The following is a 13,303-nucleotide window of genomic DNA, read 5'->3' as shown; positions in this document are numbered from 1 at the left end:
TGAAAAGTTCTGGCTTGGTAAATTTCTTGAGCATCCTGAAATAATGACGCAAGGTGAAACCCTTGAAGAACTGGAAGAGAATATCAAGGATGCTTATCTAACGATGGCAATGGAGGATGTACCCCAAAAACACAAATTGAAAAAAATAGCGATATGAAACGCAAACAATTCGTTATGGCACTCAATGAGGATAGATATGAATAATAATAATGTGGTCTATCAATTCAAAATAACTCTACATGAGATAACACCTCCTATTTGGAGAAGAATACAAGTGCCAATCAAATATAGCTTCTGGGATTTGCATGTTGCAATTCAAGACTCGATGGGATGGCTGGATTACCATTTGCATGCCTTTCGATTTCGGCCAAAACATAAAAGAAAATCTATTGAAGTCGGAATACCTGTTGATGATTGGGGCGGTGAGAAAGTAATTCCTGGTTGGGAGGTTCCAATTGTCGAACATTTTACTGACGTAGGACAAATTATCCAATACGAATATGACTTTGGTGACGGCTGGTCACATGAAATTTTATTTGAAGGGATTCTTCTTAAAACGAAAGGTACAAAATACCCCAAATGTATCGATGGCGAACGCGCTTGTCCTCCCGAGGACTGTGGGAGCGTTGATGGTTATTACCGCCTCATTGAAATTCTGAAAGACCCAAAAAATAGTGAGTATCAAGAAAATGTTGAATGGCTCAAAGGTCATGCAAAAAATTATTGGCCCTACGAACCTGATAACTTCATCCCAAGCAAAGTTTGTTTTGAAAATCCTAAGAAGCGGTGGAAAATTGCATTTGCACAAAAGTAAAAAGATAAGCCATAACAACATTTTGCAGGGGACTGCAAACACTTGGCGGTTTTAAATTTTATCGAAAGCCTTGATAACTCACCTTTTTCAATAGCCTTATTGTGTTTGCAACCCCTGAAAATATGGGTTAGGCGGTAAATGAAAAGGAGATTTATTTTGTCACATAATAGGTATAATTCACCAGCAAAAGAATTGCTTTCAATAGGTGATGTTAGAAGATCATCTAAATGGTTAGATTACTCAGATTATGGTATAACTTCCAAAGACATACCTGAATTAATCAAAATGGCTACTGATGAAAAATTAAATTTTGCTGGTTCACATAGCACCTATGTTTGGGCACCTCTTCATGCATGGCGAGCCTTAGGGCAATTACGAGCAATTCAGGCGATTGATCCTTTAATTTCCTTATTCGAAAAATTAGAAAATGACGACTGGGCCCATGAAGATTTGCCGGAAGTCTTTGGCATGCTTGGTAAAGTAGCTATCCCCAATTTGAGCAGATATATATCGGATATGTCACACAGTTATATGTCGAAAGCAATATGTGCCAATTGTATACAACATATCGGTATGAATGATTACAAATCAAAACACCTCTGTATTGAAGTATTATCAAAAGCGTTGGAAGATTATTTGGATAACCACCCCTCATTGAACGCATTTTATATCTGGTATTTAAAAGATTTAGGAGCAAAAGATAAATTGCCTTTAATTCAAAAAGTATATAGCAAACGTAAAGTAGATGAACAGGTAATAGGTAGTTTTGAAAAGGTTGAGTCTGATTTTTACTATTTATAATAACGCAGAACCAAAAAATGCACTGGATGAAAACGCTGCCTTCAATTTTCACTTTTCAGTTTGACCAACGCATGTTACGGGGCATTTAGGATACCCATTTCAATTGGGTGTGGTTCTGTCTTTCAGGTTCATTCTCTTCCGGTGTTCCGTTGGGTTATCGGTTGTTTTCACCAGTGATTTTCATGTTATCATTCAAAATCAAATCAAAAAAGGATCATAATAACGCTTGACATTATTAACGCAATTTGTTATTATAGGATATGATTAAAACTTTTAAATGTAAAGAAACAGAAAAAATATTTAATCGTAAATTTTCCCGGAAATTACCAAATGAAATACAAAGAAATGCCATGAAGAAATTATGGATTATTGATGCTTCTCCAGATATTAAAACGCTGCGTTTCCCACCATCAAATCATCTGGAAACATTAAAGGATAATCGAAAAGGCCAGTATAGTATCCGTATAAATTTAAAATGGCGAATTTGTTTTAAATGGAAATCTGGTGATGCTTTTGATGTTGAGATCATTGATTATCATTAGGAGACATGACAATATGAATACAAAAAAAATACCACCCATACACCCTGGGGAAATACTAAAAGAAGAATTTCTTGATCCATTAGGAATATCACAATATCGTATTTCTAAAGATATAAATGTTCCCCCTATACGCATTAATGAAATAATTCATTGCAAAAGGTCAATCAGCGCTGATACTGCTTTAAGATTGGGCCGTTATTTCGGAATTTCACCACAATTTTGGATTAACCTCCAGGCTCATTATGATTTAGAAATTCAAACTGATAAATTAGGAAAAAGATTAGAATCTGAAGTCAAAGTATACTCAAAAGCTGTTTAATTTCAATATGGTTTATAACACTTTTGAGCAGCAGACTCCTTGCTGAAAAGCAAGATAAAAATAATAGATGACCCTGAATCTATTGTTCACAACTTTACCCTTTTAAGAACAGAAAACATGTACCCTTTCATGCAATCCGGATATTTTGCCTGATGCGGTTTCAAAGTCATTGCGGATGTGCTGTGCCGGTTGTTTAATCTTCCCTGCCGGAGCTTAATGGGAAAAAACTTTGAAAAGAAAATGATTCCCATGCACGGATGTAATTAATTTGAATAAAATAAGTTGCCTTTTATCTCGGAATAATGTAATTTCATACTATTCTCCTTTCAATAAATATAAATGAAAATATGGATGTTATCATTTTGCAGATGGAAGGGCAGTTTTTAAGTAAATTTCGGTTTATTTAAGATATAAACCGTTAGACTGTCAATATTGATGAGGCTATCAAAATTATAAAAAAGAGGTTAAAAAGTATGCTATTAAAACAACTTGAGCAGATGCCAATTAAGTCGTTAATTCGTGGTGTTATAACTTTTTTGCCTGGGTTGCATGATTGGCGTTCAAAAGGCACTGGCGGTACTAACTCTGCTCGTTACTGTTATTCTGTATGGCTAAGGGCATCAAGAATAGCGGCTTAAATACAAATCCTCAAATAGTTGCTGAATTAGGCCCTGGTGATTCTTTAGGCGTAGGGTTGGCGGCTTTGTTGTCTGGTGCCAGAAGATATTATGCATTTGATATTATTAAGCATTCAAGTGTAGAATCAAATCTAAAGATATTTGAAGAATTGATATCGCTTTTTAAAAATAGAGCAAATATACCAGGAGAAAGTGAGTTTCCAAAGGTCAAGCCTTACTTAGATAACTACGACTTTCCTTCTGATATATTAAATAATGAGCGATTAAAACAGTCTCTTAAAGAGAGTCGAATAAGAAAAATTCGAGATGCAATTAGTAATCCTGAATCATTAGATTTTTTTATACAATATAAAGTACCTTGGTATGATGTAAATGTTCTAAAAAAGGAATCGATAGATGTGATTTGTTCTCAGGCTGTACTAGAGCATGTTGATGGATTAGAAAATTGTTATGAAAAAATGTATGAATGGTTAAAGCCACTTGGATACATATCACATACTATTGATTTTAAGTCTCACGGATTAGCAAAAGACTGGAATGGGCATTGGTGCTATTCAGAGATTATATGGAAGCTCATAAGAGGGAGAAGGCCATATCTATTAAATAGAGAATCATGTTCTACTCATATTGGTTTTCTTCGTAAAGTAGGATTTGAAATAAAAACAATTATTAAAACAAAATCGCAGACAAAGTTAGCCCTAAGAGACCTCGCTCCGAAGTTCCAGCATATTTCAAAGTACGAGTTGACAACAAGTGATGTATTTATACAAGCTATTAAATATGAAAAATAGCCTAACACATATTTCCCCTGAAAAGTCCCCGATGCAAAAAGGAAAAAGTATCTTGGTGCGAGAATATAAGAAATTTATCACAAACGTTATTTTATAACTTGAACTCAGTCTTTTACTATTGTTTCTAATCAAAAGGCGTCAAAGCTGAAAGCAGTTGGCAGACATAAAGCTGGAGTGTGACATCTTAAAAAAGCCGTGGCCATTTTTTCAAAATCGTCCTGTTAAAGTACCGGTTTATCAAAAATTATCAACATGAATTCCCAGTGGAGAAAATGTGCCGTATCCTTCAAGTCAGCAGGGGCGGTTATTATACATGGCTTAATTTGCCTGTCAGTAAACGGGCAAAAAAACGTAATAATTTCAAAGAACAGTTATTAAGTTACAAAGTGATACAGAGTATGTCCGCAAAAGGTAATTGCTGGGACAATGCTGTTGCTGAAAGTTTCTTTGCTACACTAAAAAAAGAACTTGTTTATCGTGCCAACTATAAAACCCGGCAGGAAGCTCGTCAGTCAGTATATTAAGTAGATCGAAACTTTCTATAGCCGGATAAGAAAACATTCATATCTTGGGAACAAGTCACCCGTACAATTTATGGAAATGAAAAATGCTGCTTAAACTTAACTTTCTGTACATTTTTTTGTTGCAAGTACATACATTTTACTCCAAGACAATACATGAATTAAAAAAGAGCTTATCAAAATGAAGGGATAAGCTCTTTTAGAATTTAAATAATTTTGCTTAATCAGTGAAATCTGCAGAAAATTAGAAACAATAGTTTTATTAAAAGCTACTGCTGTGGTTCAATCTTTGAAAGGTCCTTTACTTCCTGAATGATTTTTGATACTTCAAGAGAGTCAAGATGATTATCTTTGGAGATTTCACGGAAAGAGAGGATAATTCCCTGAAGTTTCTGTTTATCAATTGTTCCGTCTTTAATCTTTACAAGTGTCTCATCAAATAAAGCTTTAACACTATCCTGAGACATTGATGCAGGTAAACTGCTGCAGATCTTCGTTTCCATGGAAGTTACTGCAGAATCAACTGCATAGTTGATTATTTTATCTTTGTTTATATACACATAAACAACACCAATAAGGATTATAACGATAATCACTATTGCAGCAATTAAGAAAAACTTTTTCATTCTGACATCTCCTTTTTTAGTCAGGTTTCAAACACAGTTAAAGAAAAAAATTAAATAGCATTCCGCTATGAAATCAATCAGCAAATATAGCATAAAAAAATCCTGCTATTTAATCCCAAATAAAATATTGTCTGATAAAACGATTATGCCCGCCTCTCCCCATAAGGCAGGTTAAATATGCGGCATCAAAAATTTAAAATATTATTAATTAAAAGTCAACAGGTTTTTTACTTGTTTTTATAATTAGAAGTTAAAACATATTGATTTATCTGCCTTTGTTATACTCACATGCTACAGTCTTGACATTTATAAAAATAAGGTATATATTTGTTGTGTCAATTTAAGAGGAAGTAGTGACTGAGTTTAGACTAAATTCTAATTTTGAACCATTCGGTGATCAGCCTGAAGCAATCAGGGAACTATCTGAGGGACTTGACAGAGGCGATATTTTTCAGACTCTTCTTGGAGTTACCGGTTCAGGTAAAACATTTACAATTGCGAATGTTATTCAAAATATTGGGAAACCCACTCTGATTATTTCTCACAATAAAACTCTTGCTGCACAGTTATATGCTGAATTTAAAAGTTTTTTTCCTGATAATGCGGTTGAATATTTCATAAGTTATTATGATTATTACCAGCCTGAAGCGTATCTTCCTGCAACTGATACTTACATTGAAAAAGATACGTCAATTAATGAAGAGATAGACAGGTTGCGGCTTAAAGCGACAAGTTCTCTTCTTTCACGCAATGATGTAATAATCGTTGCATCTGTTTCATGTATATACGGACTTGGTTCGCCTAAGGATTTTAAAGAACTTCTTGTATTCTTCGAGAAAGGCATGAAAATTAATCGTTATGATATATTTAACGAGCTGATCAATATTCATTACGTTCGAAATGATATAGATTTTCATAGAGGGTGTTTCAGAGTTAGGGGAGATGTTATTGAAGTTTTTCCTGCATATGAAGAACATGCAGTGAGAATAGAGATGTGGGGTGACGATATTGAAAAAATTTCAAAAATTGACCCGCTTACCGGTAAAATACAGCAGATACTGGATAAGGTTGCTGTCTATCCGGCAAAACATTTTGTAACTACTCGCCCTCAGCTTGAAACAGCGATAAAAAATATAAGAAATGAACTTGAAGAGAGACTGAAATTCCTGCGTTCACATGGAAAACTACTTGAAGCACAGCGACTCGAATCAAGAACCAATTATGATATTGAAATGATGCAGGAAGTAGGATACTGCAGTGGAATTGAAAATTACTCAAGGCATCTTGCAGGCAGGAAATCGGGAGAGAGGCCTTCATGCCTGATAGACTATTTCCCCGAGGATTTTTTAATGGTCATTGATGAGTCGCATGCAACAATTCCACAGATTAGAGCGATGTACAACGGCGACAGGGCAAGAAAAACAATGCTTGTAGAACATGGATTCAGGCTTCCGTCTGCTCTTGATAACCGTCCTCTAAAGTTCGATGAGTTTGAAAATATTGTAAATCAGCTTATTTTTGTATCTGCAACACCCTCTGATTATGAACTTGAAAAAAGCAATGGAGTTGTTGTTGAGCAGATAATAAGGCCTACAGGTTTAATGGATCCCAGAATTGAAATAAGGCCGGTTATTAATCAGGTTGATGACCTTATTGCGAGAATCAGAGAAAGAGTCGGCAGGAATGAACGAGTGCTTGTCACAACATTGACAAAGCGGATGTCAGAAGATCTTACGGAATATTTAAAAGGAATGGGGATCAAGGTAAGATATCTGCATTCCGAGATAGATGCACTTGACAGAATAGAAATTTTGCGTGATTTGCGTTTGGCTGAGTTTGATGTGCTTGTAGGCATAAATTTGTTAAGAGAAGGCCTTGACCTTCCCGAAGTGTCTCTTGTTGCTATTCTGGATGCGGATAAAATGGGATTTCTGCGTTCAGAACGTTCGCTTATGCAGACAGCCGGAAGGGCTGCCAGAAATGTGGAAGGAACAGTGATATTTTATGCAGACAAGATTACTGACGCTATTAGAAAAGTAAAAGATGAAACGGGAAGAAGAAGAAAAATCCAGAGAGAATACAATATTAGACATAATATAACACCGAGAACAATATACAAAAGTGTCGATGAAATTATGTCTGCAACCACAGTAGCAGATGTAAGATCGGATTACAATTATTCAGATTCAAAGCCGAGGTTTTCATTACTTGATAAAGCAGAGATAGAAGAAATGCTTGATGTGCTGGAGCGTGAGATGATGAAAGCTGCAGATGCTCTTAATTTTGAGAGAGCTGCTCAATTGAGAGATAAAATAGATGAAATTAACGATAATAAAAGAATTACTTCAACATACGGTTATAACAGGAGCCCAAAATGAAAGTACTGGTTGTTGGAAGCGGAGGCAGAGAACATGCTTTAATATGGAAAATTCTGCAAAGTAAAAATGTGGAAAAAGTATACTGTGCACCTGGAAACGGCGGAATTAAATCTGTTGCAGAATGCGTGGATATATCAGTTACAGATATAAAAGGGCTGGCAAACTTTGCGAAAAGGAAAAGAATTGATCTAACTGTTGTTGGTCCTGAAATCCCTCTTTCTCTTGGAATTGTTGATGTATTCAGGGAAAGGAAATTACCTGTATTCGGCCCGGATCAAAAAGCTGCGGAAATAGAGAGCAGCAAAGTATTCGCAAAAGATTTAATGCAAACATATAATATACCATGTGCTGAATCTGAAGTATTTATGGATGCTGATAAAGCTGAAAAATATATTAACGAACATGAAGCTCCTTTTGTTTTAAAAGCAGACGGCCTTGCTGCAGGAAAAGGTGTAATCATCTGTTCTTCGAGAGGAGAGGCATTTGAAGGTATTAGATCAATAATGCGGCAGAAAAAATTCGGTGCGGCAGGTTCCCGTTTAATTATTGAGGAATTCCTTACAGGACAGGAAGTATCTGTGCTTGCAGTTACAGATGGTGAAAAAATAGTAATTCTTCCTCCTGCACAGGATCATAAAGCAATCTTTGAAGGAGATAAGGGGCCTAATACAGGAGGGATGGGTGCTTATGCTCCTGCTCCTGTAATTTCAGATAAATTACTTGATGTAGTAAAGGAGAAAATTCTATATCCCACATTGTGGGCTATGGAAGCAAGAAACAGGCCGTATAAGGGTGTTATTTATGCGGGACTTATGATAACATCAGAAGGCCCTAAAGTTCTGGAGTATAACTGCAGATTCGGCGACCCTGAAACACAGGCTGTTATCCCGTTAATTGAAAGCGATATTACGGAACTCCTGCTTGCTTCTGTTAACGGGAATCTTGACAGTTATAATCTAAAGTTAAAGAATAAATCTGCTGTAAATGTTGTAATAGCATCAGGGGGATATCCGGGCACATACGAAAAAGGTAAATTGATATACGGGTATGATATTGACACGCAGGATGTAATGGTTTTTCATGCAGGAACAACTTTAAAAGGAAAAGACCTTTTAACTTCAGGAGGCAGAGTAATAAGTGTCACTGCAGTTGATAACAGTATTGAAGCAGCAGTTAAAAAAGCTTATAAATATGTAGGCAGAATTACATTTGACGGTGCGTATTACAGAAAAGATATTGCACATAGAGCATTGAGAAATCATTAAGGAGTTCCGGACTTTATATGCTTTCAAGTATCAAGAGACTGACAAAACATTCGGCTGTTTACGGTATAGGACATATTTTAAGCCGTGCGATAGGTTTTCTGCTGCTTCCAATCCATACAAACTATATTGTTCCCAAAGAATATGGTGCTGCGGCACTTCTTTTTTCTTCTATTGCAATACTTACCGTATTTTTTAGTTACGGAATGGATATCGCTTTTCTAAGGTATTTTGTGCTTTCTGAAAACAGAGAAAACAAACGGTTAATTTTCAGCACTGCATTTATTACACTTGTTTTTTCAGGAGTGCTTTTTTCCGGATTTATGCTTCTTTTCCCTGTTCCTTTTTCAAAAATTATATTTGACAGCCCTGACTTTATCTTATTAATAAGGCTTGCAGCAGGCATTCTTTTTGCCGATACTCTATGTTTGGTACCATATCTTGTATTAAGGGGTGAGGAAAAATCCAAAGCATTTGTAATGGTTAAGTTATTTAATATTCTGCTTAATGTGGGATTGAACATTCTGCTTATTGTTTATTTAAAGCAAGGTGTAAGGGGTATATTTATAAGTAACGTTATAGCGTCTTTTATGACACTATTAGTGCTTTTGCCGATAATTGTAAAGTTCATTGAAAATCGTTTTGATTTCCATGTTTTAAAACAACTTTTGTCTTTTGGTTTGCCTTATATACCGTCAGGAATTGCAGTGCTCGTTATGGATCAGATTGGCAGGTTTTTTCTCGACCGCATGGCCGGAAAAAGTGCAGCAGGAATATTCAGCGCTAATTGTAAATTGGGTATGTTTATGGCTCTGTTAGTAGCTGCATTCAGGTTTGCATGGCATCCGTTTTTTCTGAAAACAGCAAAAGATGAAGAAAATGCACCTGAAATTTTTGCAAGGGTTTTTACCTATTTTATAGCAGTTACAGGGCTTTTCTTTCTTCTTATATCGCTTTCATTAAATGAAATTGTTTCATTTCACATAGGCAGTATGCGGCTTTTCGGCAGGGGATTCAGTACAGGTATGGGAATTGTTCCGGTTATTCTTCTGTCGTATGTTTTTTACGGGATATACATAAATTCCATTATTGGTATTTATCTTAAGAAGAAAACAAAATATCTTATTTTGATAACATCGGCAGGAGCTTTTGCAGGAATTTTAATGAATTATATTCTTGTACCAAGGTGGAATATTATGGGAGCAGCAGTAGCAACACTTATTGCATATTTTGTTATGGCAGTTGTAATATATTTTGTTAATAAAAAGCTTTATCCTATTCCGTATGAGAGTTATAGAATTATAAAGATAATAGCCGCTGCTGTGATTTCATTTTTCGGGGGAAAAATATTGTTTGTAAAAGATGGAATGGGCATGCTTATAATAATTGTATTTCCTTTTCTGCTTTTTCTGTCAGGTTTTTTTAATAAAGGAGAAAAGGCTGCCTTTATTTCATTTTTCAGGAGATCTGTTCCCTGATGAAAGAAGTGCTGTTAATTTCATACTATTTTCCGCCTCTCGGAATGGGCGGTGTACAAAGGCCTGCTAAATGGGCAAAATACCTTCCTGAATTTGGATGGAAATGCAAGGTACTTACAGTAAAAGATATTGTTTACTATGCAAGAGATTACTCTCTCTTAAAGGAAGTTGAAGGAGTAAAGATATACAGGACAGAATCTCTTGATCCTTTGAGAACTGCAAAGTGGTTTAAACGGAATAAAAAGAGTGATTATTTTAAAAGAAATTCTGAGAGCGGCGGCAGATTGTTCAGGAAATTTCTCAATTACTGGTTTATTCCTGATATAAGGATTTTATGGATTCCATTTGTTATAGGAGCTGCTGTAAAAATTATTGCTGAAAACAGACAAATAAGTGCTGTTATAACAACTTCACCTCCAAATTCGACACATATTGCGGGATACTTGATTAAAAAGATACTGAAAATAGGGTGGGTTGCGGATCTGCGCGATGACTGGGCTTTTGAGATAGAAAAAAGGTCTCCTACAGCCTTGCACAGTAGAATTAACAGATTTGTATATAGAATAGTTCTGAAAAAAGCAGACAGGATTATTACTGTATCAGATAGAATAGCAGTGAATCATAAAGAGATGATTCAGGTTAACGATGAAAATGTCACAGTAATCAGGAACGGGTTTGATCCGGACGATTTTAAAAAAGCAAAACCTGTAGTTGAAGATAAATTTACTATTGTGTATACAGGTTCTGTAACGAAATACACAAATCCGGAAGTATTTTTACAAGGTGTTTCTATTGCGTGCAAACAGAACAAAAAATTGAGGGAGAATATTTGTATAAAATTTGTTGGTTCTGTTATTGATGTTGATCTGGTTTCAATGATTAATGAATTCGGATTAACTGGAATTGTTAAAATATACGGCTATGTTAATCATAATGAAAGTATTAATATGTTATCTGGTGCAGATATTGCGCTTTTATTGATATCAAAAGATCTTGGGAAAGGCATGGTCACCGGAAAATTATACGAATATATCGGTGCAGGAAAGCATGTTTTTGCAGTAATGCCTTATTGTGATGCTGCGGATATACTTTCAGACTATGGAAATGCAACGATTATAAGAAATGGTAATGCGGGTAATGCAGCAAAAGAGATTTTATATCTTTATTCAAAGTGGAAAAAATACGGAGATATTTCTATAAAAGATAAAAAAAAGGTAAGTACTTTTTTCCGTATTAAACAAGTACAGAAATTGGCAGAAATGCTAAATACTATATGACAGGAAAAAGAAGCGATTGGTTGTTTAATAAGACTAAAAAGGAAAAGGGAAGTATGCAAAGATTTGTAAGATTAATTATATTATTTTTATCAAGTGCTGTAACTGTTTTCGGTTCTATTAATGTAGATGATATTGTTATCATACCGAGGCATACATTTGATATGCAAGGATACAGCGGTACAGTTGGTGTTAGTAATTTTGATGGGAAAGTCCATGTTGCATGGGTAAAATCGGGAAAACTTAAATATACTGTCAGGAATGATGAAGGTGAATGGACAGAGCCGGAAATTATCGACCTTGGTAACATTTATATCAATGCAGTTGAGTATAATTTTTATAATATACCTAATTCAAAAAGGTGTGTTGGAATTTTTATTGATAAATATGATACTACTCACATAGCTTTTGCAGATAAATATGGAAGCCTTTACTATATGACCGGTAAACCGGGTAACTGGAATGAACCGAAAAAAATTGTTTCGGGATGGCATAACACTATTTATCCTGATATTATTGTCAAAGACGGAGATGTATTTATTATTTATGAAGATGCCGAAGATCATGAAATGTTTTTTATAAGCAGACTCAAAGGAGTATGGCAGCCTGTTCGAAATATGGGGCCTGGTATGCATGGCACATTGAGCCTTGGAAGTAATGGCATGCTTTATTTCGCATATAGGTTCTGGGACGGCAAAGATAAAAAATACAATGTTGTTTTTGCATATATGGTTCCATATTATAAAGATTGGACGTATGTAGGTAAAATTCATCCGTCCAGCACAAATCCGTTGCCTCAACTTACAGATGCAGAAAAGCGTGTAGAGCATGGTCCGTATATGATAGCAGCAAATGGTTCTATATATCTGGCATGGCCTCATAGAACTCCTGGCGTTGATTCACCGTCACCTAAAAAATGTGAACTTTTTTGCGCTGCTGCCAAGGAACCGGGGTTGAAATGGGATTTAAAATATGGAAGCGACCGTACACTTTTTTATACAGATACAAGTGCTCCTTTTCCAAGAGTTGAAGCATATTCCGATAGTACAATCCTTTATCTGAACAGCAGAAGAACAGGCCCGTATTTTTTGATAAACCAGCATGGCAAATGGAGTAAAACAAGAACTACCAGGCCCATAGATTTGTGGACATGGGGAATCTCTCAGGTTGCCAGTGACGGGAAGACTATCTGGATTCTTTCAAATTTATACAAAGGGTTAAGCGGCTCTGTCGATATTACCGGTTTGACAAATCCCGAAGCTTCACAGTTTAATTGGAAAAATAATGACCCTGTAATTAATACGAATCCTGATACTATTGCTGTTGCCGGGCAAAAATGGATATATTCGTGCAGAGCTTCGGATGCTGATGGAGACAATTTAACGTATTCTCTTATTTTTGCTCCTGATAGTATGAAAATAAACAGAAATACAGGAGATATTGAATGGAATGTGAGGAGTAATTCTGATCCTGTTTCACTAATAGGCATAAAAGTTGACGATGGCAAGGGGGGACATGATGCACAATATTTTCGTATAAGAATCAGCCCTCCTGATGCCGGGTTTACAGCAGAACCACGTTCCGGCTATGCTCCGCTGCATGTACAATTTACGGATATATCAGGCGGAACAATAAAACAATGGCTATGGAACTTTGGTGATGACGCAACAAGTTCAGAGCAGAATCCCGTGCACATTTATCAAAATCCCGGAACTTATTCCGTAAGTCTGTGTGTGTCAAGTGAAAGTGGTTCCAGTACAGCTGAAAGGCAGTCTTTCATAACCGTAATTACACCTCCACCTGCTGCTGATTTTACTGCCGACCCTGTCAGCGGCCTGAAACCATTAGAAGTGTTTTTT

Annotated in this window: 12 protein-coding genes; 11 read left to right on the top strand and 1 reads right to left on the bottom strand. The window is 35.8% G+C overall.

The genetic code is table 11. The features are described from left to right. Positions 1-196: 196 nt before the first annotated feature. The 6 genes from J7K93_08505 (at position 197) to J7K93_08480 (ending at position 4,429) form a co-directional block, all read left to right on the top strand. The gene (locus J7K93_08505) at positions 197-814 is read left to right on the top strand and encodes a plasmid pRiA4b ORF-3 family protein (protein ID MCD6117042.1); all 618 of its coding nucleotides are present in this window, start codon (positions 197-199) and stop codon (positions 812-814) included. A 156-nt stretch (positions 815-970) separates the two neighbouring features. Continuing rightward, on the top strand, positions 971-1,615 hold the full coding sequence (locus tag J7K93_08500; GenBank protein ID MCD6117041.1) for a hypothetical protein: 645 nt from the start codon (positions 971-973) through the stop codon (positions 1,613-1,615). A gap of 260 nt (positions 1,616-1,875) precedes the next feature. Continuing rightward, entirely contained in the window at positions 1,876-2,157 is a 282-nt protein-coding gene (locus tag J7K93_08495) for a type II toxin-antitoxin system RelE/ParE family toxin (protein MCD6117040.1), read from the top strand. 13 nt (positions 2,158-2,170) lie between these two features. Beyond that, positions 2,171-2,476, top strand: a complete 306-nt coding sequence (locus J7K93_08490) for a HigA family addiction module antidote protein (protein ID MCD6117039.1) — start codon at positions 2,171-2,173, stop codon at positions 2,474-2,476. Between the two features lie 607 nt (positions 2,477-3,083). After that, positions 3,084-3,905, top strand: a complete 822-nt coding sequence (locus tag J7K93_08485) for a methyltransferase domain-containing protein (protein MCD6117038.1) — start codon at positions 3,084-3,086, stop codon at positions 3,903-3,905. Positions 3,906-4,177: 272 nt separating this feature from the next. Then, positions 4,178-4,429 carry an integrase core domain-containing protein gene (locus tag J7K93_08480; protein ID MCD6117037.1) on the top strand — a complete coding sequence of 84 codons (252 nt, stop codon included), beginning with the start codon at positions 4,178-4,180 and terminating at the stop codon, positions 4,427-4,429. A gap of 266 nt (positions 4,430-4,695) precedes the next feature. Here the strand turns inward: J7K93_08480 and J7K93_08475 are convergent, their stop codons facing one another. Beyond that, entirely contained in the window at positions 4,696-5,052 is a 357-nt protein-coding gene (locus J7K93_08475; GenBank protein MCD6117036.1) for a hypothetical protein, read from the bottom strand. Positions 5,053-5,405: 353 nt separating this feature from the next. On the opposite strand from J7K93_08475, the gene uvrB reads away from it, so the two are divergent. The 5 genes from uvrB to J7K93_08450 all read left to right on the top strand — a co-directional run. Beyond that, positions 5,406-7,430, top strand: coding sequence for an excinuclease ABC subunit UvrB (gene uvrB, locus J7K93_08470; protein ID MCD6117035.1), 2,025 nt, complete (start codon positions 5,406-5,408; stop codon positions 7,428-7,430). Then, complete coding sequence (gene purD, locus J7K93_08465; protein ID MCD6117034.1) at positions 7,427-8,695, top strand: phosphoribosylamine--glycine ligase; 1,269 nt, start codon at positions 7,427-7,429, stop codon at positions 8,693-8,695. Before uvrB ends, purD begins: the two co-directional genes overlap by 4 nt. Positions 8,696-8,712: 17 nt before the next feature. Next, entirely contained in the window at positions 8,713-10,170 is a 1,458-nt protein-coding gene (locus J7K93_08460; GenBank protein MCD6117033.1) for an oligosaccharide flippase family protein, read from the top strand. Then, positions 10,170-11,447 carry a glycosyltransferase gene (locus J7K93_08455; GenBank protein ID MCD6117032.1) on the top strand — a complete coding sequence of 426 codons (1,278 nt, stop codon included), beginning with the start codon at positions 10,170-10,172 and terminating at the stop codon, positions 11,445-11,447. The genes J7K93_08460 and J7K93_08455 overlap by 1 nt, the downstream gene beginning before the upstream one ends. Before the next feature lie 53 nt (positions 11,448-11,500). After that, positions 11,501-13,303: PKD domain-containing protein (locus tag J7K93_08450; protein MCD6117031.1), on the top strand; the 1,803-nt coding region annotated here is incomplete at its 3' end.

It is taken from the genome of bacterium (genome assembly GCA_021158245.1).
GTDB lineage: Bacteria > Zhuqueibacterota > QNDG01 > QNDG01 > QNDG01 > QNDG01.
This window is presented reverse-complemented; position numbering and strand designations above follow the sequence as displayed.

Coding starts and splice junctions, on each gene's coding strand:
- J7K93_08475 (MCD6117036.1), bottom strand. CDS start 5,052: ATGAAAAAGTTTTTCTTAATTGCTGCAATAGTGATTATCGTTATAATC.
- J7K93_08460 (MCD6117033.1), top strand. CDS start 8,713: ATGCTTTCAAGTATCAAGAGACTGACAAAACATTCGGCTGTTTACGGT.
- purD (MCD6117034.1), top strand. CDS start 7,427: ATGAAAGTACTGGTTGTTGGAAGCGGAGGCAGAGAACATGCTTTAATA.
- J7K93_08485 (MCD6117038.1), top strand. CDS start 3,084: ATGGCTAAGGGCATCAAGAATAGCGGCTTAAATACAAATCCTCAAATA.
- J7K93_08455 (MCD6117032.1), top strand. CDS start 10,170: ATGAAAGAAGTGCTGTTAATTTCATACTATTTTCCGCCTCTCGGAATG.
- J7K93_08480 (MCD6117037.1), top strand. CDS start 4,178: ATGTGCCGTATCCTTCAAGTCAGCAGGGGCGGTTATTATACATGGCTT.
- J7K93_08505 (MCD6117042.1), top strand. CDS start 197: ATGAATAATAATAATGTGGTCTATCAATTCAAAATAACTCTACATGAG.
- J7K93_08495 (MCD6117040.1), top strand. CDS start 1,876: ATGATTAAAACTTTTAAATGTAAAGAAACAGAAAAAATATTTAATCGT.
- J7K93_08490 (MCD6117039.1), top strand. CDS start 2,171: ATGAATACAAAAAAAATACCACCCATACACCCTGGGGAAATACTAAAA.